The 22,022-nt window shown below is 44.5% G+C and carries 21 protein-coding genes, 2 tRNA genes and 2 rRNA genes (1 of these 25 running past the window's edge); 14 read left to right on the top strand and 11 right to left on the bottom strand.

Features of this window, described 5'->3' with window-relative positions; genetic code table 11:
- The 9 genes from LG330_RS04135 to LG330_RS04175 form a co-directional block, all read left to right on the top strand.
- Positions 1-1,898, top strand: a 23S ribosomal RNA gene (locus LG330_RS04135) (it extends 1,029 nt beyond the left edge of the window).
- Between the two features lie 187 nt (positions 1,899-2,085).
- Positions 2,086-2,201: ribosomal RNA gene (rrf, locus tag LG330_RS04140) — 5S ribosomal RNA — on the top strand.
- A gap of 10 nt (positions 2,202-2,211) precedes the next feature.
- Positions 2,212-2,285 (top strand) — tRNA-Met (locus LG330_RS04145).
- Between the two features lie 8 nt (positions 2,286-2,293).
- Positions 2,294-2,369 (top strand) — tRNA-Asp (locus LG330_RS04150).
- Positions 2,370-2,680: 311 nt separating this feature from the next.
- Positions 2,681-3,136 (top strand): tRNA (adenosine(37)-N6)-threonylcarbamoyltransferase complex ATPase subunit type 1 TsaE, encoded by a 456-nt coding sequence (tsaE, locus tag LG330_RS04155; protein ID WP_404407623.1) that lies wholly within the window; start codon positions 2,681-2,683, stop codon positions 3,134-3,136.
- Entirely contained in the window at positions 3,133-3,831 is a 699-nt protein-coding gene (gene tsaB / locus LG330_RS04160) for a tRNA (adenosine(37)-N6)-threonylcarbamoyltransferase complex dimerization subunit type 1 TsaB (protein ID WP_404407625.1), read from the top strand. Before tsaE ends, tsaB begins: the two co-directional genes overlap by 4 nt.
- Entirely contained in the window at positions 3,824-4,279 is a 456-nt protein-coding gene (gene rimI / locus LG330_RS04165; RefSeq protein ID WP_404407627.1) for a ribosomal protein S18-alanine N-acetyltransferase, read from the top strand. The genes tsaB and rimI overlap by 8 nt, the downstream gene beginning before the upstream one ends.
- Positions 4,269-5,279: a tRNA (adenosine(37)-N6)-threonylcarbamoyltransferase complex transferase subunit TsaD gene (gene tsaD / locus LG330_RS04170; protein WP_404407628.1), complete on the top strand. Its 1,011-nt coding sequence runs from the start codon at positions 4,269-4,271 to the stop codon at positions 5,277-5,279. The genes rimI and tsaD overlap by 11 nt, the downstream gene beginning before the upstream one ends.
- Positions 5,280-5,378: 99 nt before the next feature.
- Complete coding sequence (locus LG330_RS04175; protein ID WP_404407630.1) at positions 5,379-6,656, top strand: MFS transporter; 1,278 nt, start codon at positions 5,379-5,381, stop codon at positions 6,654-6,656.
- A gap of 545 nt (positions 6,657-7,201) precedes the next feature.
- On the opposite strand, the gene LG330_RS04180 is transcribed toward LG330_RS04175, so the two are convergent.
- A complete protein-coding gene (locus LG330_RS04180; RefSeq protein ID WP_404407632.1) occupies positions 7,202-9,139 on the bottom strand; it encodes an ABC-F family ATP-binding cassette domain-containing protein in 1,938 nt (645 codons plus the stop codon).
- A 629-nt stretch (positions 9,140-9,768) separates the two neighbouring features.
- On the opposite strand from LG330_RS04180, the gene LG330_RS04185 reads away from it, so the two are divergent.
- Genes LG330_RS04185 through tatC form a run of 3 tightly spaced genes read left to right on the top strand, consistent with a single transcriptional unit; the run spans position 9,769 to position 11,525 of the window.
- On the top strand, positions 9,769-10,440 hold the full coding sequence (locus LG330_RS04185; RefSeq protein WP_404407634.1) for a redox-sensing transcriptional repressor Rex: 672 nt from the start codon (positions 9,769-9,771) through the stop codon (positions 10,438-10,440).
- A 59-nt stretch (positions 10,441-10,499) separates the two neighbouring features.
- A complete protein-coding gene (locus LG330_RS04190; RefSeq protein WP_404407636.1) occupies positions 10,500-10,688 on the top strand; it encodes a twin-arginine translocase TatA/TatE family subunit in 189 nt (62 codons plus the stop codon).
- An 18-nt stretch (positions 10,689-10,706) separates the two neighbouring features.
- Positions 10,707-11,525, top strand: a complete 819-nt coding sequence (gene tatC, locus LG330_RS04195) for a twin-arginine translocase subunit TatC (protein WP_404407638.1) — start codon at positions 10,707-10,709, stop codon at positions 11,523-11,525.
- Positions 11,526-11,743: 218 nt separating this feature from the next.
- On the opposite strand, the gene LG330_RS04200 is transcribed toward tatC, so the two are convergent.
- Positions 11,744-11,947, bottom strand: a complete 204-nt coding sequence (locus LG330_RS04200) for a YdiK family protein (protein WP_039807386.1) — start codon at positions 11,945-11,947, stop codon at positions 11,744-11,746.
- Positions 11,948-12,697: a lysostaphin resistance A-like protein gene (locus tag LG330_RS04205; RefSeq protein ID WP_404407640.1), complete on the bottom strand. Its 750-nt coding sequence runs from the start codon at positions 12,695-12,697 to the stop codon at positions 11,948-11,950.
- A 652-nt stretch (positions 12,698-13,349) separates the two neighbouring features.
- Between LG330_RS04205 and groES the strand changes: the two genes are divergently transcribed.
- Both groES and groL read left to right on the top strand, forming a co-directional pair.
- Positions 13,350-13,634, top strand: a complete 285-nt coding sequence (gene groES, locus LG330_RS04210) for a co-chaperone GroES (RefSeq protein ID WP_404407642.1) — start codon at positions 13,350-13,352, stop codon at positions 13,632-13,634.
- Between the two features lie 61 nt (positions 13,635-13,695).
- Positions 13,696-15,318 carry a chaperonin GroEL gene (groL, locus tag LG330_RS04215; RefSeq protein WP_404407644.1) on the top strand — a complete coding sequence of 541 codons (1,623 nt, stop codon included), beginning with the start codon at positions 13,696-13,698 and terminating at the stop codon, positions 15,316-15,318.
- Positions 15,319-15,397: 79 nt separating this feature from the next.
- Here the strand turns inward: groL and LG330_RS04220 are convergent, their stop codons facing one another.
- The 8 genes from LG330_RS04220 to LG330_RS04255 all read right to left on the bottom strand — a co-directional run bounded on the left by LG330_RS04220 (position 15,398) and on the right by LG330_RS04255 (position 21,903).
- On the bottom strand, positions 15,398-16,582 hold the full coding sequence (locus LG330_RS04220; protein WP_404407646.1) for a tyrosine-type recombinase/integrase: 1,185 nt from the start codon (positions 16,580-16,582) through the stop codon (positions 15,398-15,400).
- Positions 16,583-16,727: 145 nt separating this feature from the next.
- Entirely contained in the window at positions 16,728-16,925 is a 198-nt protein-coding gene (locus tag LG330_RS04225) for a hypothetical protein (RefSeq protein WP_041123111.1), read from the bottom strand.
- A 9-nt stretch (positions 16,926-16,934) separates the two neighbouring features.
- Positions 16,935-17,462, bottom strand: a complete 528-nt coding sequence (locus LG330_RS04230) for an ImmA/IrrE family metallo-endopeptidase (protein ID WP_404407648.1) — start codon at positions 17,460-17,462, stop codon at positions 16,935-16,937.
- A 78-nt stretch (positions 17,463-17,540) separates the two neighbouring features.
- Complete coding sequence (locus tag LG330_RS04235; RefSeq protein WP_404407650.1) at positions 17,541-18,209, bottom strand: hypothetical protein; 669 nt, start codon at positions 18,207-18,209, stop codon at positions 17,541-17,543.
- Between the two features lie 17 nt (positions 18,210-18,226).
- Positions 18,227-19,162: a hypothetical protein gene (locus tag LG330_RS04240; protein WP_404407652.1), complete on the bottom strand. Its 936-nt coding sequence runs from the start codon at positions 19,160-19,162 to the stop codon at positions 18,227-18,229.
- A 38-nt stretch (positions 19,163-19,200) separates the two neighbouring features.
- On the bottom strand, positions 19,201-20,334 hold the full coding sequence (locus LG330_RS04245) for a thermonuclease family protein (RefSeq protein WP_404407654.1): 1,134 nt from the start codon (positions 20,332-20,334) through the stop codon (positions 19,201-19,203).
- Between the two features lie 25 nt (positions 20,335-20,359).
- The gene (locus LG330_RS04250; protein ID WP_404407655.1) at positions 20,360-20,998 is read right to left on the bottom strand and encodes a hypothetical protein; all 639 of its coding nucleotides are present in this window, start codon (positions 20,996-20,998) and stop codon (positions 20,360-20,362) included.
- A 539-nt stretch (positions 20,999-21,537) separates the two neighbouring features.
- Positions 21,538-21,903, bottom strand: a complete 366-nt coding sequence (locus tag LG330_RS04255) for a helix-turn-helix domain-containing protein (protein ID WP_404407657.1) — start codon at positions 21,901-21,903, stop codon at positions 21,538-21,540.
- Between the last annotated feature and the right edge of the window lie 119 nt (positions 21,904-22,022).

The following is a 22,022-nucleotide window of genomic DNA, read 5'->3' on the forward strand; positions in this document are numbered from 1 at the left end:
CCAGACCACCAGCTAAGGTCCCCAAGTAATCGTTAAGTGGAAAAGGATGTGGGGTTGCTTAGACAACCAGGATGTTGGCTTAGAAGCAGCCACCATTTAAAGAGTGCGTAATAGCTCACTGGTCGAGTGACCCTGCGCCGAAAATGTACCGGGGCTAAACGATTCACCGAAGCTGTGGATGAATCTCTATGAGATTCGTGGTAGGAGAGCGTTCTAAGCGCTGTGAAGTCAGACCGGAAGGACTGGTGGAGTACTTAGAAGTGAGAATGCCGGTATGAGTAGCGAAAGAAGAGTGAGAATCTCTTCCACCGAATGCCTAAGGTTTCCTGAGGAAGGCTCGTCCGCTCAGGGTTAGTCGGGACCTAAGCCGAGGCCGATAGGCGTAGGCGATGGACAACAGGTTGATATTCCTGTACCACCAACACATCGTTTGAGTAATGGGGGGACGCAGGAGGATAGGAGAGCACGCCGTTGGTTGCGCGTGTTTAAGCAGTTAGGCAGGAAATGAGGCAAATCCCGTTTCCGCGTAAGCTGAGCTGTGATGACGAGGGAAATTAGTACCGAAGTCTTTGATTCCACACTGCCAAGAAAAGCCTCTAGCGAGATGCAAGGTGCCCGTACCGCAAACCGACACAGGTAGGCGAGGAGAGAATCCTAAGGTGAGCGAGTGAACTCTCGTTAAGGAACTCGGCAAAATGACCCCGTAACTTCGGGAGAAGGGGTGCTCTATTAGGGTGCAAGCCCGAGAGAGCCGCAGTGAATAGGCCCAGGCGACTGTTTAGCAAAAACACAGGTCTCTGCGAAACCGTAAGGTGAAGTATAGGGGCTGACACCTGCCCGGTGCTGGAAGGTTAAGAGGAGTGCTTAGCGCAAGCGAAGGTGCGAATTGAAGCCCCAGTAAACGGCGGCCGTAACTATAACGGTCCTAAGGTAGCGAAATTCCTTGTCGGGTAAGTTCCGACCCGCACGAAAGGTGCAACGATCTGGGCACTGTCTCAACGAGAGACTCGGTGAAATTATAGTACCTGTGAAGATGCAGGTTACCCGCGACAGGACGGAAAGACCCCGTGGAGCTTTACTGCAGCCTGATATTGAATTTTGGCACAGCTTGTACAGGATAGGTAGGAGCCTTGGAAACCGGAGCGCCAGCTTCGGTGGAGGCATTGGTGGGATACTACCCCCGCTGTGTTGAACTTCTAACCCGCACCCGTAATCCGGGTGGGAGACAGTGTCAGGCAGGCAGTTTGACTGGGGCGGTCGCCTCCTAAAGAGTAACGGAGGCGCCCAAAGGTTCCCTCAGAATGGTTGGAAATCATTCGAAGAGTGTAAAGGCATAAGGGAGCTTGACTGCGAGACCTACAAGTCGAGCAGGGTCGAAAGACGGGCTTAGTGATCCGGTGGTTCCGCATGGAAGGGCCATCGCTCAACGGATAAAAGCTACCCCGGGGATAACAGGCTTATCTCCCCCAAGAGTCCACATCGACGGGGAGGTTTGGCACCTCGATGTCGGCTCATCGCATCCTGGGGCTGTAGTCGGTCCCAAGGGTTGGGCTGTTCGCCCATTAAAGCGGTACGCGAGCTGGGTTCAGAACGTCGTGAGACAGTTCGGTCCCTATCCGTCGTGGGCGCAGGAAATTTGAGAGGAGCTGTCCTTAGTACGAGAGGACCGGGATGGACGCACCGCTGGTGTACCAGTTGTCATGCCAATGGCATCGCTGGGTAGCTATGTGCGGACGGGATAAGTGCTGAAAGCATCTAAGCATGAAGCCCCCCTCAAGATGAGATTTCCCACACGCAAGTGGTAAGATCCCTGAAAGATGATCAGGTAGATAGGTTCGAGGTGGAAGCATGGTGACATGTGCAGCTGACGAATACTAATCGATCGAGGACTTAACCAATATAAGAAAGTGGAAGCGACTGGTCAGCTTTGAGAGCTGGTGGAAGCCTGAATGGATGAGACGTCAGTCTCAAACAGGCAGGGTGAAGCAGCCGAAAAGCTAGGAGCTGAAACTGGACTAGGTTGATTCTCGGCAATCTCCTTACTTTGATGAACGTATCCAGTTTTGAAGGCGCGAGCCTTTATAGTCTAGTGATGACAGCGAAGAGGTCACACCCGTTCCCATGCCGAACACGGAAGTTAAGCTCTTCAGCGCCGATGGTAGTTGGGGGTTTCCCCCTGTGAGAGTAGGACGTCGCTAGGCTTTATATCGTCGCGGGGTGGAGCAGTTCGGTAGCTCGTCGGGCTCATAACCCGAAGGTCGCAGGTTCAAATCCTGCCCCCGCAATTACCTTTGGTCCCGTGGTGTAGCGGTTAACATGCCTGCCTGTCACGCAGGAGATCGCCGGTTCGATCCCGGTCGGGACCGCCATTTAAGTTTCCATGACACTGGTCATGGTTATTTTTTTGTTTAAAGAAGAACCTTTTTCGTGTAAACTATTGATGATAGATGAAACTGACAGACTGACTCCGAGTGGGTGAGTCTTTTTTATTGATAAAGAAGTGAATTTAAAAAACGCTGTTGATTTCCGTGGAGGACTGCGCTTTCCGCGGCCGTGCGGTGAGCCTCCTATGCCGCAGGAGTCTCCGTCCCCACTACAATCCACAGCTTAATCTGTATTTTAACAGTACATTTCCGTTATACACTGCCAAATCAATGTACTTTACAACGAGGTGAATGGATTGAAAACATATGAATGGAGATCTTCTTCTTCTGAGGAGACATCTGCTTTTGCTGAAAAGCTTGGTGCTCTTTTAGAAGCGGGAGATGTGCTGACGCTTGAGGGTGACCTGGGTGCGGGGAAGACCACATTTACAAAAGGACTCGCAAAAGGTCTTGAAATTAAGCGGACGGTGAATAGCCCGACATTTACAATTATGAAGGAATACCCGGGGAGACTGCCGCTTTACCATATGGATGTGTATCGTGTGGAGGATGAGTTTGAGGACCTTGGGTTTGATGAGTATTTTAATGGTGAGGGCGTTTGTGTGGTTGAGTGGGCGCATTTGATTGCGGATCAGCTGCCCGAGGAGAGGCTCGAGATGTTCATTTATTATATAGGTGAGGCGTCGAGAAGGTTTGAGCTTGTGCCGAGGGGCGAGCGTTATGAATCATTATGTGAGGAGATTTTAGGATGATTGTACTTGCAATTGATACGTCGAATCAGCCGCTGTCGCTTGCTGTCATGAAGGACGGGGCAGTGATGGGTGAGAAACTGATTAATATAAAGAGAAATCATTCGCTGCAGGCGATGAGTGCGGTGGAGGAATTGCTTGCGTCGCTTGATGTGGCACCTGCTTCACTTGACCGGATTGTTGTGGCAAAGGGTCCCGGATCTTATACGGGTGTAAGGATTGGGGTTACGCTTGCGAAGACACTTGCGTGGTCTTTGAAGATTCCGATTGTAGGAGTATCAAGTCTGCTTAGTCTTGCATGGCCTGGAAAGTATTATGATGGGGTTGTTGTGCCACTGATGAATGCGAGAAGAGGTAATGTGTATACCGGGCTTTATGAGTATCGGGATGGCTGGCAGACGCTTTTAGAGGATCGCAATCTGGCGATGAGTGAATGGCTCGCACATTTAGCTGAGCGTGAAGAGAAGGTTTTGTTCTCGGGTGCTGATGTGGATGTGTTTTGGGAAGACATTCAGTCGGTGCTTGGTGAGCGTGCTTACCGTGTATCAGGTGATGAGGCTTATCCGCGTGCAGCTGTAATGGCGAAACATGCTGAAGGGCTGCCTGATGAGGACGCGCATGGGTTTGTACCGAACTATATTCGTCTTGCAGAAGCGGAGGCAAATTGGCTGAAAGAGCAGGAAAAGAAGAATGGATGAGATCCGCTTTCGCTGGATGACCTATGGGGATATTGATGCTGTGCTTGCGGTTGAGGAGGCTTCATTCAGTGCGCCCTGGAGCCGTGAAGCATTTGAAAATGAGATGACGATTAATCAGTTTGCGAAGTATCTGCTGCTTGAGGTGGACGGTACGGTTGCCGGCTATTGCGGGCTGTGGCTTGTGATGGATGAGGCGCATATTACGAATGTGGCGGTTGTACCTGAGCTTAGGGGTAGGAAGCTAGGCGAGAAGCTGATGGTGAAAGTAATGGATATGCTGCGCAATGAAGGGGTCACGATGATGACGCTTGAAGTCAGAGTCAGTAACAATATCGCCCAGTCGCTTTATGAAAAGCTTGGTTTTTCTAGAGGCGGGATCAGGAAAAATTATTATTCAGATAATGGAGAGGATGCATTAGTCATGTGGGTGAAGTTAAATGAGCAGTGAAACGTTGATTTTAGGGATTGAGACGAGCTGTGATGAGACTGCTGCATCTGTTGTAAGAAATGGAACGGACATTGTATCAAATGTAGTTGCTTCACAGATTGAGAGTCATAAGCGTTTTGGCGGCGTGGTACCTGAGATTGCTTCGCGTCACCACGTTGAGCAGATGACAATTGTGGTAGAGGAAGCGCTTGAGCAGGCTGAGGTCACGATGGATGAGATTGATGCGGTTGCAGTAACTGAGGGACCAGGACTTGTTGGCGCACTCATTATCGGGGTAAATGCAGCAAAAGCCATTGCGTTTGCGCATCAGAAGCCTTTAATTGGTGTGCACCATATTGCGGGGCATATTTATGCGAACCGTTTAATAAAAGAAATACAATTCCCGCTGTTATCGCTTGTGGTTTCAGGCGGTCATACAGAGCTTGTGCTGATGAAAGAGCACGGTTCTTTTGAAGTGATTGGTGAGACGCGTGATGATGCTGCGGGTGAGGCTTATGATAAAGTGGCGAGAACGCTTGGACTGCCTTATCCTGGTGGACCGCATATTGACAGGCTTGCACATGAAGGTACGCCTTCAGTAAAACTGCCGAGAGCTTGGCTTGAGGAAGGTTCATATGACTTTAGCTTCAGCGGATTGAAGTCTGCTGTGATCAATACGCTTCATAATGCTGAACAGCGCGGTGAAGAGATAGTTGTGAAAGACCTTGCTGCAAGCTTTCAGGAAAGCGTTGTAGACGTGCTGACAGAGAAAACGAAGCGTGCAGTTGAAGAGTATGGCGTAAAGCAGTTGTTGCTTGCTGGTGGTGTTGCAGCGAACAAGGGATTACGTGCACGTCTGACTGAAATGTTTGGAGAAAGAGAAGACCTTAAGCTAGTGATTCCACCTCTGTCACTTTGTACGGATAATGCAGCGATGATTGCAGCTGCCGGGACTGTGATGTATGAGCAGGGGAAGAGGTCAGCTTTGGATTTGAATGCGAATCCGGGGTTAATGTTATAAAGGTGAGGACGTCTGCTGAGAAAGCAGGCGTCTTTTTTTGTATAAATAAACCCCGGGGCGTACAATACAGTTAAAGAGAGATGAAACGGAGATGTAGCCATGGAACGAGATATTCAAGTATACATAGATAGTGAAGAAAAGCGTACCCAGCTTTATAAAAGAACGCTGTGGGTGGTTGTACTGTCGCAGATCTTTGGTGGAGCGGGGCTTGCTGCAGGGATTACAGTAGGTGCTTTGCTTGCTCAGAATATGCTTGGGACAGACAGTTATGCCGGGCTTCCGGTTGCGCTGTTTACACTCGGTTCTGCAGGAGCGGCGCTTTTAGTCGGGAGACTGTCTCAAAAAGCAGGAAGGCGGATTGGACTCGGAGCCGGATTTGTTACTGGCGGTTTAGGTGCACTTGGTGTTGTCGGGTCAGCAGTCTGGGATAGTGTCCCGCTGCTATTGATTTCATTGCTGATTTACGGGGCAGGAACTGCATCTAATCTTCAGGCACGCTATGCCGGGACAGATCTGGCGAATGATAAACAGCGCGCAACAGCTGTCAGTATCGCAATGGTTGCCACAACTTTTGGTGCAGTAGCCGGACCGAACCTGGTCGGTGTCATGGGAAGGTTTGCGGAATCTATTGGCGTCCCGGCTCTCGGGGGACCGTTCATATTAGCGGCTGCAGCTTACATTGCAGCTGGACTGGTGTTATTTATCATGCTAAAGCCTGACCCGTTGATAATCGCACGTGGACTGTCTGAAGCTTCAAAAGAAGAAACAGCACCTATTGAAACGTTTGATGTGTCCGGTTTGAAAAGAAGAGGCGTGATTACTGGGGCGGTAGTGATGGTGCTCACGCAGATCGTCATGGTCGCTGTCATGACAATGACGCCGGTTCATATGGGACATCACGGTCACACGTTAAGTGCGGTCGGATTAGTAATTGGCCTTCATATCGCAGCTATGTATCTCCCTTCATTAATTACAGGTGTACTAGTTGATAAGCTGGGGAGGACATTTATGGCGTCAGCATCAGGGATAACGCTGCTTGCAGCAGGCGTAGTAGGCGCACTTGCACCCGGAGAATCATTAGCAGGGATGATTGTCGCACTGATGCTGCTTGGACTCGGGTGGAACTTCGGCCTGATCAGCGGAACAGCAACGATCATAGATGCCACACATCTTTCAGTGCGTGCAAAAACGCAAGGATCAGTGGATGTCTTCATTGCATTATCAGGAGCGGCAGGCGGTGCATTGTCAGGAATGGTGGTTGGTGCTTCCAGCTTTTCGATTCTATCACTTGGAGGCGGACTATTGTCTCTGATATTAATTCCAATGATTTTCTGGGCAAGAGGAACAAAATCGATGAGAAGTGAAACTCAGCTGTAAAAAGCTGAGTTTTTTCTGTGGATAAGCTGTGTATAAGTCAGAAACAAGCTGTATATAACTCGGTGTGTCTTTTGTTGTGGATAATGTTAATAATTGTGTACAAACCTGTGGGTAATGTGCATAACTCTGTGTGTTGTCATCATTCTGTTACACTACGTTCACATTATATACATATTTGATTTGTAATTTTCACACAAATATAAGCAAAAAGTTATTCACAATTGCCTGATATTTCGGATATTGAAGGATGGGTGAGGATAAGTGGGAATCGAGGAGAATTTGGATGGGGAGTGGTTTGAGTTTGTGAAAAGTATTCTAGTTTTTGACAGCGGATTCCTGTTGAATCCCTGTATGTAAAATGACGTGATTTCCGGGACCACCTGCCAAATCTTCTGAAAGTCATGTGTAATCTCATGAACACTCATGATAATCTTTTGGATCACACGCCAAATCTCCGGAACACCCAATGTATTCTCCTGAACCACTAAACAAACTCCCAAAAAAACAGGAATCCCCAAAAAGGATCCCTGACAAAAACTCAAACCTCACTCACTCAATTCCTCCTCCAGCTCAGCCCACTCCTCAAGCAGCTGATCCATTTCAGCTTTTGCCTGATCTATGGCCTGGTTGGATTCCATCACCCGCTCATGATCCTGAAAAATTTCAGGGTCACACAACAGGTTTTCATGCTCTTCAATCGTACCTTCAAGCTCTGTGATCAGCAGCTCAATTTCCTCAAGCCGTCTGCGTTTCTTCCGCTCAGCCTTTTGCTTTTCCTTATCAAGCGCAAAGGCTGATTTATCAGTCGGCTTTTCAGCGGCAGGTGCTTTCTCAAGTCGCTCGCGTTCTTCAATTGCTGCAAGCTCAGCTATTTCACTCAGTTTCTCCATATAGTAATCATAGTCACCAAGATACTCAGTGCTGCCATCAGGTGACAGCTCGAGCACCTTTGTCGCAAGTCTGTTGATAAAATAGCGGTCATGCGATACAAACAGGATCGTACCAGGATAATCGATCAGCGCATTCTCCAAAATCTCTTTACTGTCGAGATCCAGGTGGTTGGTCGGCTCATCTAAAATCAGGAGGTTCGATTTCTGCATCATCAGCTTAGCAAGCGCAAGGCGTGCTTTTTCACCGCCGCTCAAAGTTGAGACAGGCTTCAGCACATCATCCCCCGAAAAGAGGAAGTTGCCAAGCACCGTACGGATATCCTTTTCATTTTTCATCGGATAGTCATCCCACAGCTCATTCAGCACGGTTTTATTCGAATGCAGCTCTGCCTGCTGCTGGTCGTAGTAACCGATGCTGACGTTCGATCCATATTGTATCTGTCCGGCAAGCGCAGGAATTATTTTTACAATTGTTTTTAAAAGGGTGGACTTTCCAACACCATTTGGCCCGATCAGCGCGATACTATCCTCACGTGTGACGGCTGCATTGATGTTACGTGAAACAGGTGCATCATAGCCGACAGAGAGATCCTGCAGCTTCAAGACGTCATTCCCACTTTGGCGATCAATCGAGAAGCCGAAGCTTGCTGATTTCTCATCCCCTTTTGGGCGGTCCATCCTGTCCATCTTTTGAAGCTTTTTACGGCGGCTTTGTGCCATTTTCGTAGTAGAAGCCCGTGCCAGGTTTCGCGCGACAAAGTCTTCCATCTTCGCGATCTCTTCCTGCTGCTTTTCAAATTCCTTCATCTCGCGCTCATAATCAAGCGCCTTCTGATCCAGGTAGCGGCTGTAGTTACCGTGGAATTTCTTCGATCGCTTACGTGAAATCTCCACAACCTGATTGACGATTTTATCTAAAAAGTAGCGATCGTGTGAAACGATTAAAATCGCGCCAGGGTAACCCTGCAGATAAGATTCCAGCCAGCTGAGTGTATCAATGTCCAGGTGGTTGGTCGGCTCATCGAGGATCATGACGTCAGGCTTGGTTAATAGTAATTTACCCAAAGCGAGACGCGTTTTCTGACCGCCGCTTAACGTCGAGATCGGTGTATCGTAATCAAATGACTGAAAGCGCAGTCCGTGAAGCACGGTTCTGATATCCGCCTCATACTGATACCCGCCGGCGTCTTTGAACTGAACCTGCAGCTCATCGTATTCGGTCACCACACGGTTATAGCGTTCCTCATTTTCATACACATCCGGATCCGCCATCTGTTGCTCGGCTTCACGCAGGCGTTTTTCCATATCTTTTAAGTAATCAAATACACTCATCATTTCTTCCCAGATCGACAGCTCGGATTCAAGTCCGCTATGCTGCTCAAGGTACCCGATCGACACGCCTTTTGGTTTATTAATATCGCCATTGTCATGCGAAAGCTGACCTGCGATGATTTTTAAAAGGGTAGACTTCCCGGCACCATTACGACCGACAAGTGCAATCCGGTCTTTTGTCTGGACTTCAAGCTTTATATTAGCAATAATCTCCTCTGCGCCAAACGACTTTGAGAGATTATTGACCTGTAGTAAAATCATTCGCTCACCTCATTTTTCTTCCTATCTAAGTGTATCGTACCAGCGTTGTGATAAGCAACGAACTGTCATTGTGAAAAAGATTGCATACTTTGCAAGCGGATACCTTAATGGTGTATGATACAATAGGGACTTGGATTGTATTTAAAAGGAATTTGTTGTGAAGTCTGTTCTTATATAAGTAGTTGTTTCGCTGCGCTTCAGGCGGACGCTTTCCGGACGGTTGTTGCTGAGCCTCCTCGCCTTCGGCTGTGGGGTCTCAGCTTCCAACTAATCGTCCCGGAGTCGCCGCCTTACGCTACGCTCAACGCTTTGGTAAGAAGGATAACTTTACAACAAAGTACTATTTTATAGTTTGATAAATGAGAGAGTAAGCTAAACAAATTAGATATACTCACTCAGCTGACCCTTGGAGTAGAGGACGGAGACTCCCGCCCCAGGAAAGGGACAGGTGAGACCATGCATGCGAAGCATGTAGAGGCTCACCGCCCGGGGGCAGGAAAGCGCAGTCCTCTGCGGAAAGGGTCAGCGGTCTTCATCTCAGCATCAACAACATATAGATTTGGAAGCGTTCACAGCTTCACTTTACATGCGGTGCCAGGCGCACTGTTGGATTTAGGGGGAGTACAGGAATGAGTCAGGAACAAATGAAGATTCCTCAGGCAACGGCGAAGCGACTGCCGCTTTATTACCGTTTTCTGAAGAACCTGCATTCATCAGGAAAGCAGCGTGTTTCTTCGAAAGAGCTGAGCGATGCTGTAAAGGTGGATTCAGCAACAATCAGACGTGATTTTTCTTATTTTGGTGCACTTGGCAAAAAGGGTTATGGGTATAATGTAGAATACCTGCTGTCCTTTTTCCGTAAAACACTTGATCAGGACGAAACGACAAAGGTTGTGCTGATTGGTGTCGGAAATCTTGGTACTGCGTTTTTACATTATAATTTCCTGAAAAATAACAATACAAAGATTGAAATGGCGTTTGACGCGGATCCTAAAAAGGCGGGAACGTCAATTGGAGAAGTGCCTGTATATGCGATGGATGACCTTGAGGAAAAAGTGAAGGCGAGCAATATCGAAGTCGCAATCCTCACTGTGCCGGCTGGTCCTGCCCAGGGAATTACTGACCGATTGATTGATCTGAAGGTAAAAGGAATCCTGAATTTCACACCTGCCAGACTCTCTGTGCCTGAGCATATGAGAATCCACCATATTGATCTTGCCGTCGAGCTTCAGTCACTCATTTATTTCCTGAAGAATTATGGAACAGATGACGTAGAAACGTCACAATTAGAAGAAATATAGAATAGCCAAAAAGCTTAATTTAATTTATGATAAAGGAAGAAAGAGGAGGTGCATGCATCATGTTACCAGGCGGAATCAGCCTTGCCGTGATCGCAGTCGTTGCATTATTAATTTTTGGTCCTAAAAAACTGCCGGAGCTAGGGAAAGCAGCAGGCAGCACCCTTCGTGAATTCAAGGATGCAACAAAAGGACTTGCAGATGACGACGATGACGTAAAAGAGACGAAGAAAGACGAAAAACAGCAATAATTACGGGATGGTGGCCATATGAACCAGCAAGATATGACCGTCCATGAACATATAGGTGAAATAAGAAAACGACTCATCATTGTAGTCGTTTTCTTTGTCATTTCGATGGTGGGAGGCTTCTTCTTAGCAGAGCCGCTGATGAAATTCCTCCAGTCTTCAGACGAAGCAGCATCGATGACATTGAACGCATTCCGGGTAACGGATCCTGTAAAGATCTATTTCCAGATTATCATGTTCACTGCGTTGATCATGACGGCACCAGTTATACTGTACCAGCTTTGGGCGTTTGTCAGTCCGGGTCTGCATGACAGGGAGCGGAAAGTAACCCTCAGTTACATTCCTGCATCCGTCATTCTGTTTTTATCAGGCCTTGCGTTTGCATATTTTATTTTATTCCCATTCGTTGTCCGTTTCATGATGAACCTGTCGAACAATCTTGAAATTGAGCAGGTCATCGGAATCAATGAATTCTTCCAGTTCTTATTTCAAATGACAATCCCGTTCGGCTTCTTATTCCAGCTGCCGGTGATCATGTTGTTTGTCACAAGACTGGGGATAGTTACACCAATGTTTCTGGCAAGCATCCGTAAGTACGCATACTTCGGACTGCTCGTCGTCGCAGCCTTTGTGACGCCGCCTGACATCTTCTCACACATGATCGTAACCGTACCGCTGATTTTACTCTACGAAATCAGCCTCTGGATCGCGAAAATCGGCTACAACAAAGCACAAAAAGCTGAAGCCGAGCAGCGTGAGCTAGAAGAACAGGAACGCAGGGAGCGGATCGACCGCGAGCTTGCGAAAAAAGAAGAGTTGAAGGAAAACAGCGGGGAGTGATCCCGGCTGTTTTCTTTTTTTGTTGGTGAGTTTGGTGGTGGTTCGGCGTTAAACATGGTTTGTTCGCTACTTATATGCTGCTGTTCGAGACTTACACCCGCATGTTCGACGCAAAACACACGGTGTTCGACGTATCTCATGCCAGGTTCGCCACTTCATGACCAAATACCCACCCCGCAAAGTTCCAGCACAAACAAAAAAGCAGCGGTCACCAGCCGCTACTTCTTTTCATTCATATGCTTCTTAATCTTAAAGTGGAGTCCAATCAGCCTGAGTCCCGCCCCGATATCATACGTTGCGAATGCAACAAACAGGTAGGCGAAGAAGCCCCAGCCGTTTTCGTTTACGCTGTTAACAGCGAAGTAAACGAAGAATACCCCAAGTATCAGATAGAAGATACCGTGTCCTAATGGAGATTTCATTTACAAAATTCCTCCTATTGCAAAGCGCCACAGTACGAATACTGCTTCATTCATTTCAATGATCCGCTGAATTTCATCAGCAAAGAAGAACTGCGTCATCACGACAAATGTGTTGATCGCCATATGCGCGATGATTGGTACGATGATTCGTTTAGTATATGCATAAAGGAACGCGAATGCATAGCCCATTGCAGCATAAATCAGAATATGGGTGAAGTCGAAGTGGATCACTGCAAAGATCAGCGCACTGATCAGTCCTGAGATGAAGAAATTATATTTACGATAGAACCAGCCGAAGATCACGCCACGAAACACAATTTCCTCTAAAATTGGTCCGATCACCGCAACCGCTACAGCTGCGAGCGGAACGTATGACAGTAAGCTAATGATGTCAGCTGTATTCTGTGATCCCGGATCAATCCCGATCAGTGACTCAATACCGACTGCAATCGCCTGACTGAAGAATGCCAGGAAAATCCCGATAAATGACCACAATGCCGCCATCCCCGGACCAGCCTTTTTACCTGGCAGATCCATGACGCCTTTGTTTTTATTCATGACAAACAGTATGACAATCAGCGCAAGCGTAAAGCTGATAAAGATCCAGTAGCCTGATATTGAGTAGAGCAGCACGGCAGGTTCACTATCTGAGACCATTCCGCTGATAAATAGTGCGAGTGGGACAGCGATAAATGTGGAAAGCTGCATAGCCACATAAGTGATTAATATAATGAGAAAGGTGCGGTTCACAATCATACTCCTTTGAAATAGATTCGTTCTGTTTATTCTACTATTGAACTACAGCACCTTCAATTGATAGCTACGATGTCAGACGTATTAAGTAGACATTTTGTGAATAGGGTGGGGAGGATGGTCTCCCAAAAGCCGCAGTCCCTCTCCATGCAGGACTTCGCTTTCCTGCCCCCGGGCGGTGAGCCCCTACATGCTTCGCATTACGTGGTCTCACCTGTCCCTTCCTAGGGCGGGAGTCTTCGTCCTGCATTCCGAGGGACAGCTGGAGAGTATTCATAACACTGTACATTTATAAATTTGGACAAGTCTACATATTAAAAGGGGGTTAGACTTTTCAATAAAGGAGAAATTACATACTTGATTCATCCGACTTAGCTGGCTCTTGTAGTGGAGGACGAAGACTCCTGCGGCATAGAAGCGACAGCTGAGACGGATTCAGGCGAAGCCTTAAGATGGCTCAGCACGCGGCCGCGGAAAGCGCAGTCCCAAACAGAAAGAAGCAGCGGTTCCCGAAAACAAATTTTTTAAAAAATTTAAACCCATCATACTTGCAAAAACGACGGAAATTAATTAAACTAATACTTGTGTTAGCACTCATATATATAGAGTGCTAATAAATGAAGAACATAATTCAAGGAGGTTGTTTCACTTGTTAAAACCATTAGGTGATCGCGTAGTAATTGAGCTGGTAGAGTCTGAGGAGCAAACATCAAGCGGGATTGTACTTCCGGATAGTGCGAAAGAAAAGCCGCAGGAAGGTAAGATCGTTGCCGTAGGTACAGGCCGTGTACTTGAAAACGGTGAGCGTGTTGAGCTTGAAGTGTCTGTTGATGACCGTATCATCTTCTCTAAGTACGCTGGTACAGAAGTGAAATACCAGGGCACAGAATACCTTATCCTTCGCGAAAGTGATATTCTGGCTGTCGTAAACTAATTCAATCATTTAAAAACATAACGAATTAAAAACACATTACATTCTGGGAGGAACCTTACAAATGGCTAAAGAAATTAAATTTAGTGAAGAAGCACGCCGCTCAATGCTTCGCGGTGTTGATCAGCTTGCTGATGCAGTAAAGGTAACACTTGGACCAAAAGGACGTAACGTTGTTCTTGAAAAGAAATTCGGTTCACCGCTGATTACAAATGACGGTGTAACGATTGCTAAAGAAATCGAGCTTGAAGATGCATTTGAAAACATGGGTGCAAAGCTTGTAGCTGAAGTAGCGAGCAAGACGAACGAAATCGCTGGTGACGGTACAACAACTGCAACGGTTCTTGCTCAGGCAATGATCCGTGAAGGTCTGAAAAACGTTACTGCTGGTGCTAATCCGGTTGGCGTTCGTAAAGGAATCGAAAAAGCAGTTGTGGCTGCGCTTGAAGAACTGAAAGCAATCTCTAAGCCAATCGAAGGCAAAGACTCAATTGCACAAGTTGCAGCAATCTCAGCTGCTGATGATGAAGTTGGCCAGTTGATCGCTGAGGCAATGGAGCGCGTTGGTAACGACGGCGTTATCACAATCGAAGAATCAAAAGGCTTCACAACAGAGCTTGACGTTGTGGAAGGTATGCAGTTCGACCGCGGATACGCATCTCCTTACATGGTGACTGACTCTGACAAAATGGAAGCAGTTCTTGAAAATCCATATATCCTGATCACTGACAAGAAGATTGGCAGCATTCAGGAAGTACTTCCTGTGCTTGAGCAGGTTGTACAGCAGAACAAGCCGCTTCTAATCGTTGCTGAAGACGTTGAAGGTGAAGCACTTGCAACACTTGTTGTGAACAAGCTTCGTGGAACGTTTAACGCAGTAGCAGTTAAAGCACCAGGATTCGGCGACCGTCGTAAAGCAATGCTTGAAGACCTGTCAATCCTGACTGGCGGTGAAGTGATCACTGAAGACCTTGGACTTGATCTGAAGTCAGCAAACATTTCACAGCTTGGACGCGCAGCGAAAGTTGTAGTAACGAAAGAAAACACAACAGTCGTTGAAGGCGCAGGAGATGCTCAGCAAATCGGCGCTCGCGTTGCACAAATCCGTTCTCAAATCGAAGAATCAACTTCTGAATTTGATAAAGAAAAACTTCAGGAACGTCTTGCAAAACTTGCAGGCGGTGTCGCAGTCATCAAAGTCGGTGCTGCAACTGAAACTGAACTGAAAGAGCGTAAACTCCGCATTGAAGATGCCCTGAACTCAACGCGCGCAGCTGTTGAAGAAGGTATCGTATCTGGTGGTGGTACAGCGCTAGTGAACGTATACAACAAAGTCGCATCAATCGAAGCAGAAGACGACGTGGCAACTGGTATCAACATCGTGCTTCGCGCACTTGAAGAGCCAATCCGCCAGATCGCACACAACGCAGGCCTTGAAGGCTCAATCATCGTTGACCGCCTGAAGAAAGAAGAAGTCGGCGTAGGCTTCAACGCAGCGAACGGCGAATGGGTTAACATGATCGAAGCTGGTATCGTGGATCCAACTAAGGTAACACGCTCAGCACTTCAAAACGCTGCATCAGTAGCAGCAATGTTCCTAACAACAGAAGCAGTCGTAGCAGACATTCCAGAACCGGAAAGCGGCGGCGGAATGCCTGATATGGGCGGAATGGGCGGCATGATGTAAAGAGGGGCAAAAACCCCTGTTACATCAGCTTTCATGAAGAAGGCTAGCCTATTTTGTAGCGATTTTGTAGCGCTAACGATTAAAATTTAATAATTCTTTCCGTAAAGCCTTTCATTGATTCTGAGAATTGATGAGAGGCTTTTACTTTTAGACTCTTAGTAATATGAGTATAAATAGTAACGGTTGTCTCCAGATCTTTATGCCCTAATCGATCTCTGATCATAATCAGATCATGGCCGGCTTCCACAAGTAGGGAAGTATGAGTGTGTCTTAATCCGTGAGTGGAGACTTTCTTTTCAATCCCTGATAATCTCATCAGCCTGGCGATCCGGTTATTGATCTGCTTTGGAACTTCAGGCAGCCCATTAGCTCTGGCAAAAACGAAATTTAAATCATGATAGTCCTGACCGATGAGAAACTTTTGTTCATACTGAAACAATTTGTGTTTTTTGAGGAGCTGCATGATTGATTCATCTACTTCAAGTGTTCGGATTGAATGGCGTGTTTTAGGTGTCAGGATCTTATATTTGTGCTGGTTATTTGTAGGGTTGTAAATCTGTTTGGTCACCTTCACCGTATTATTTTCAAAATCTAAATCATCCCACTTAAGAGCAATCGTTTCTCCTAACCTCAAACCCGTGTAAGCAATAAATGAAAAAATCGCGTAATCCTTATCCAGTCCTTTTTCACGAGCAGTATCAAGAAATACTGTCAGCTCATCTTTCTCCAAAAACATAACGTCACCTTCCTCAGACTCTATTTTTTCTACAGTTAATATTTCTTTTGGAATAATTACATGGTCCACAGGGTTTTTTAAAATGAGCCCATCTCTTTGTGCTGCTTTAAAGATCATACGAGCGCAGGTCATGATGCCTGAAACTGTGCTTCTGGCATATTCACGGGCTAAAAGGTTATCAACCAAATTTTGCAGATCAATCCGTGTTATATCTTTGACCTTCGAATAACGGAAAGCTTTTAATAAGTGGCCCATCTCATTTCTTCTAATACGAACACTTCCAGGCTTAGCGTTCATCTTTATGTAACCTTCGATCCAGTTTTCAGCTAACTCACCGAATTTGACTGATTTTGAATCCCACGCTAACCCCTTTTTTATATCCAATATTGCCTCATCCATGGCATCAAGCGCGGTCTTTCTTTTATCGAACCCGCCTTCATAATGGCGAATTGGCTTTCCGGTTTCCGGATCTATCCCATGATAAAATTGATAGGACCAGGTTTTACCCCTCTTATAAACTGTTCCCATATAAATGCTCCTCTCTGATTACATCATCTATATAACAATGATAAATCCTATTTGGCGCTCAGAATGACGACAATAAACTGATTTTGAAACATGAGTGACGAATTAACCATCACTCATGATCCATAGCAGGTTTTGAAGTTCGTCATCAGTTAATTAACAATTCATTTTCTGATCCATCATCAGGCATTTTGTTCCCATCAAAATCCCGGTACTCTAAAACTTCACAGTGCAACTCTCCGTCAATGTCGTACATTTTACCGATCAATGGTATATATTCTTGCTGACCATCTTTACTGTATTTTGCTGTTGCTTCGCTCATCTTCATGATTTTGTGTTTTGACATAGTAACCTCCTAAAGGTATCTGTAAATACGTTTCATTTTGAACTGGAACTGCTCATTTAACTCATGCTCTTGAACTTTTGATAAATGTTGATTGAGACGTTTAAATGCAGTATCTTCAGTAATTCCAAATGTCTTTGAAATGAGCGCTACTGCTTCATGCTTATAGTCAGCCTTACTGATGACCGGTTCCAGCATGAAAGAGGGGACTGCAGCTTGCAGCATAAATCCTTCAGCTTTCCACTCTTGATAGAGCATGTAAGGGAGAGGCATATTACGCTGGGTCCCCATATGCCACATTGCATGGCAGAGCTCGTGGCAGAATTCTTCAAACTGCTGCTGTTCTGATAAGCGCGAATCAATGAAGATGAAGCAATCTCCATACGTGTCCATGCATCTGCTGTTCGTTTCTTCAAGAATGAGGGACACACCTAGTCCTGAAGCGATCGTTTCCATGTTTAACTGTTCGGGTTTGATGATATTAATTGACTCGTACATCTCCTGTACGTAGTCTTCCAAGTGCGAAGTGGCTAATTTCACGGGAACATCCCCTTTCTTTATAGAACATATGTTCCCTTTTTAGTATAAAAGAAAACTCCCAAAAATGGAAGTGGGAGTTTATTTTTTGGTATAGAGGATGAATTTAAAGATCATATCAACGTTTCTAATTGATAAAAAAATTACATGAAAAGTTACAGTAAGCCACATGAAAATAAATATTAGAGCTATGGTTGTTTCTATTACTGCCTCAAGATTTAATATTTCAAATGTACTGCTTAATGCTGCAGAGAATATAATGTCAAATGATAAACCGATCACTATTATTATTAATTGAGCTACAATAGCGTATGAAAAGAATATTATCAGTGTTTTAAGTTTATTATCAGATTTGTTATTGAACAAAGTAACCAGTAAAGACTTGAAGAAGCTATTAGTCTGTTTTGGAATATCATCTTTTAGGTCAAGATCATCATCTGCTTTTGATATTTCGTTATTTAAAAAATCTTTATTGGTTGATGCAATTATAGCTAAGCTTGCTGTATTAAATCCTGCCAATATAGAGATAATCGTTACCGATAAACCATTTATGCCAGATATAATAATCAAAAACTCTCTTGGTATTTCTATAAAGTAATACAAGATAAGACATAAAGTGAATGATAATATTGCTGGTATAACTAAGTCGAATTTTAATTCAGAAGGGGTAGAGTGATCGATGTAAGACCTGAATATATTTTTAAGGAAAGATTCACTCTTTATTCTTTTAACTTTAACTTCAGTCTTCATTCGCCACCCCTCCTTCATTAAGAATATTTCTTACAGTGTTTAATTAGATCCTCAATAATCTTACTTTCATCTAGCTCACCATTTGAATTTTTTGTAGTGGTAATAAAATGCTTTACAGGCTTAACAGAAAATGAAGCAGAATCAGATTTTCCGGCATGATTATAACCACTAGCTTTTATATTTGACACCTTTTCTAAATCAATTACATTTTTAACGAATCTTTCAATGTGCTTCAAACTACTTCCTCTTCCGTTACTTTCCCAAGAGTAACTTACGTCTGTAACTTCTCCTAGCATGTCTTTATCATCGTAATCATCTTTTGTTAAAGTGCTAATTGCTGCATTGCTATCAGGTTTCTCAACAGAAGAAGTTACTTTAAGTTCTTTAGTAGTAGCGAGTTTTCTTAGTTGTTGATAAAAGCCTTCATCAACCATCGTTTCAATAGCGAAGATAAATTCTTTATAAATATGGTTTGGATGGTTATTTTTATTATATTTGTCAACTAGCGTATTAGCTAGTATTTGTTTTCTGTCGAAGTATTTCACAATTGTGTTCCTTGTTGCAACTTTAAAAGGATCCGATTGAATAATAAATACTCCTGTCTTTCTATTGATTACAAAATGAATACTGTTTCGCACACCTTGAGTTGGGTGTAGGTTCGCTACAACAGCTTTTGATTTAATATCAATAATGTCATTTTTAGTTCCGTATCTAGAAGTGTGAAATACACCTTCCAAGATATCTGCATCACTAGATTGTTTTATGGATATTAGATCGATAAATTTCTTTCCATCTGTGAATTCGCTATCAGTTCGCTTAATTATAGTATGTAAGAACTTCTCAAAAAATTTGTAGCTGTAGAAATCCTTTACCATATTGTTTTCATCAATGTTTGTGACAGGTGTTGAAATTTTGTAAACAAATGCAACAAGTTGTACTTTTTCGATACTCATAAGTTATTCCCCTTTACATTAAAAAATTTTAATTATTATTATGATTCACAAGCCCATCCATCTTTATCGCGATCCATCTTTCCTTGATAAGCAGCATGCCCTTCAGGTACACCGTCTGGATAGACTGTTCTTAAGTGTGTGCAGTTATCATAGAACTCTTTTTCTTGAGCAGGCGGTGTAGACTCAGCAGGAGTTTCTTCTGCCGGCTCCTCTGAAGGTGCTTCAACCACTGAACTGTCAAATCCATCTTCTTGAGCATAATTTTCAACTGACCAAATGCCTCGGCCGGCAGCCTTCGCTTCATCTTCGGCAGCTTTCAATGAGTCCAGGTGACGAGTGTTAGGAGGGTAGACGTAAGCGACTCGAGCAAGACCTTCACGGACCAACGTTTCTTGCACTGATACACCATCTACATATACATAAGCCAGCAGACGATCATAACGATCAACACGCTCACCAACATCAAACTCAATCGATAGCTGTCCGGAATTGATCAGCTGCTTATTACGGTCAGACGCTTCTTGGCCAAATGGCTGCTTACCCAACTGAGGGTGCTTCGTTTCCGGTGTATCGATTAGAAGGTAGCGGACAGAGTGTTCTTTACCGTCATAATTTACAACGGCAGTATCGCCGTCTACTGTGCGTACAAGCGTTACAGGAATGAGATCAGTGGTTCCTGCAGTGTTAGTGGAGCTGGCTTCTTCAACCTCAGCTGCTTCAGCAGCGGCAGCCTCTTCGTTGGCTTTCTTTTTTGTTGCGGCTTCTTCCTCAGCTTTTTTATCGGCTTCAGCTTGACCTCTCTCTTCAGCTTCCTTTTTGGCAGCGGCCTTTTCTTCAGCCTCTTTTTCAACTGCTAAACGTTCGGCTTCTGCGGCTGCTTCCTCTTCTTCAATACGTTTCTGTTCTTCTTCCTCTGCAAGGCGAAGTTCTTCAGCTGCGGCTTCTTCTTGCGCCTGTAGAACATCTTGTTCTGCAGAGAATTCTTTAAATTCATCTGATCTGATAAAGCCGGTTAAACTCAAAATGATTCCAAGGAACAAAACTCCTGCGATCGGACCAAATATTTTAATAGGGGGATGCTTCCTTAAAACAAACATCACGACAAATGCAATGACTAATCCAATGAGAGAAAGAAGCAAGATCGCCGCCAGCAAGAAAAAGAATATGTCCATTTTGAGTTCCTCCTAATTGTTTTGTTTATTCTTTATTAACAGGAATTTCAATGCTGAGATCATCACCGATGATTTCAGAGAATCCAATACGTGGAGCTAAAATATTCAGTTGGAGAGACTTTAAATCTTCAACTTTAGAGTTGTTTAAGATATAAGCATTGGTACCTTCTTGAACTACATTACCAAGAAATTTAGGATCAAAAGTTTCCGAGATCATCATATTAGGATCAAGTTGTTCTTTTGTATCAGTCACCAACTTTGCGGTAGGGAAGAAAAGAGTAACTTCTTCGTCACTTGTATTTTCAAAGTAACCGCCTATAAAGACAGCTTGCAGAACGTCTCCTACTTCCTTATTAACAGTTGAAGCGACATACTCATCTTTTATCTCAATTTCAGCTAAGGCTACACCGGGTATTATGTAATCGATCGGTCCAGCAGTTCCTTCAATTCCAGTAGGGTTTTTCTCATAGAGGAATGTCATCTTAAACTGATCATTCTCCTCCACCCTGTAATCGTTAGTATCTTCGTTTGGTTGCTTCTCTTCTGCAGCTTCAGCACTTGCAGGTGTTTCTGCTGGAGTTGTCTCATCGTTTGTTGCATCACTTTCAGAACACGCTACCAACACTAAGGATAAACAAATAAAAAATGCCATTTTTCTAATCAATTGTATTCCTCCTATAAAAATATATATTAGATAGATTTACCCATCTGATAGGTAAAAAAATAAAGCTCATTTCGAGCTCAAATCTCATGAAACTGGTTAAACAGCTTGGCAGGGCTTGGCACCCCGATCGAAAGGCTGTATGTAGACGTTTCTTTAAACTCACAGATTATAGCTTGGCAGTCTAGTGGCACAGCTGGGCACAGCGGTAAAACCCTTATGTATCAACGGTTTAAGATGTTTCGGTATTTAAGACTTGGCACCCCGATACATTTTCAATAGACTATTTTACCAATCATCAGGAGATATGGAAAAATATATCTGGCATAGCTTGGCACACCAATGAACCCTTGATATCACTGCGTTTCTACAACATTCAATTAGCAGGCTTGGCATAACAGTGGCGCAGCTTGGCACCCCTGACGAAAGCCGTCATATCAACGTTTTCAGCACTTCAAAAAATGAGCATTGGCACCATAATAAGAAGGAATAATAAATAATTAAATAATACTGCCTCTTTACGCGCGTAGGCGCGCGTGGCACTATTCTTTTTTCTTTTCACGATCTTGGTACAAGTAATACAAAGTTCTAAATGCTTCGATCACTTCACGATCACTCTCTGGCAGTTTTTTAAACCATGCACCTTCGACAGAGTTTGAAAAAGCTAAAATTGCACGATCCTCTTCTGATAACTGCGTCACTTTTTCAAAATCATCTATAACTCCTAAAAGGTAATCTGTAGAAACCTCTAAAGTCATCGCTAATTCTTTTAGCATTTCATTGGAAGGGGTGCTATATCCATTTTCGTAATTACTAATGGTTCCCTTGGACGTTTTGACTCTGTTAGCTAATTCTAGCTGAGTTAATTTTTTTCTTTTTCTGGCTATTTTCAATCTTTCAGACAGCATAAAATCAGCGTCCTTTCAAGGTTTGTACAAGAATATTGTACCATTAGTAAAAATATAAATATACAAAGTACAAGAAAATCATATTTTTTTGTTGACATATGAGTTTCTTGTACTTTATA

It is taken from the genome of Jeotgalibacillus malaysiensis, from assembly GCF_044789845.1.
GTDB lineage: Bacteria > Bacillota > Bacilli > Bacillales > Jeotgalibacillaceae > Jeotgalibacillus > Jeotgalibacillus malaysiensis_A.

Excerpts from the sequence above, each read along its gene's own strand:
- tsaB (WP_404407625.1), top strand. The coding sequence starts at position 3,133 with ATGATTGTACTTGCAATTGATACGTCGAATCAGCCGCTGTCGCTTGCT.
- rimI (WP_404407627.1), top strand. The coding sequence starts at position 3,824 with ATGGATGAGATCCGCTTTCGCTGGATGACCTATGGGGATATTGATGCT.
- tsaD (WP_404407628.1), top strand. The coding sequence starts at position 4,269 with ATGAGCAGTGAAACGTTGATTTTAGGGATTGAGACGAGCTGTGATGAG.
- LG330_RS04175 (WP_404407630.1), top strand. The coding sequence starts at position 5,379 with ATGGAACGAGATATTCAAGTATACATAGATAGTGAAGAAAAGCGTACC.
- LG330_RS04180 (WP_404407632.1), bottom strand. The coding sequence starts at position 9,139 with ATGATTTTACTACAGGTCAATAATCTCTCAAAGTCGTTTGGCGCAGAG.
- LG330_RS04185 (WP_404407634.1), top strand. The coding sequence starts at position 9,769 with ATGAGTCAGGAACAAATGAAGATTCCTCAGGCAACGGCGAAGCGACTG.
- LG330_RS04190 (WP_404407636.1), top strand. The coding sequence starts at position 10,500 with ATGTTACCAGGCGGAATCAGCCTTGCCGTGATCGCAGTCGTTGCATTA.
- tatC (WP_404407638.1), top strand. The coding sequence starts at position 10,707 with ATGAACCAGCAAGATATGACCGTCCATGAACATATAGGTGAAATAAGA.
- LG330_RS04200 (WP_039807386.1), bottom strand. The coding sequence starts at position 11,947 with ATGAAATCTCCATTAGGACACGGTATCTTCTATCTGATACTTGGGGTA.
- groL (WP_404407644.1), top strand. The coding sequence starts at position 13,696 with ATGGCTAAAGAAATTAAATTTAGTGAAGAAGCACGCCGCTCAATGCTT.
- LG330_RS04220 (WP_404407646.1), bottom strand. The coding sequence starts at position 16,582 with ATGGGAACAGTTTATAAGAGGGGTAAAACCTGGTCCTATCAATTTTAT.
- LG330_RS04225 (WP_041123111.1), bottom strand. The coding sequence starts at position 16,925 with ATGTCAAAACACAAAATCATGAAGATGAGCGAAGCAACAGCAAAATAC.
- LG330_RS04235 (WP_404407650.1), bottom strand. The coding sequence starts at position 18,209 with ATGAAGACTGAAGTTAAAGTTAAAAGAATAAAGAGTGAATCTTTCCTT.
- LG330_RS04240 (WP_404407652.1), bottom strand. The coding sequence starts at position 19,162 with ATGAGTATCGAAAAAGTACAACTTGTTGCATTTGTTTACAAAATTTCA.
- LG330_RS04245 (WP_404407654.1), bottom strand. The coding sequence starts at position 20,334 with ATGGACATATTCTTTTTCTTGCTGGCGGCGATCTTGCTTCTTTCTCTC.
- LG330_RS04255 (WP_404407657.1), bottom strand. The coding sequence starts at position 21,903 with ATGCTGTCTGAAAGATTGAAAATAGCCAGAAAAAGAAAAAAATTAACT.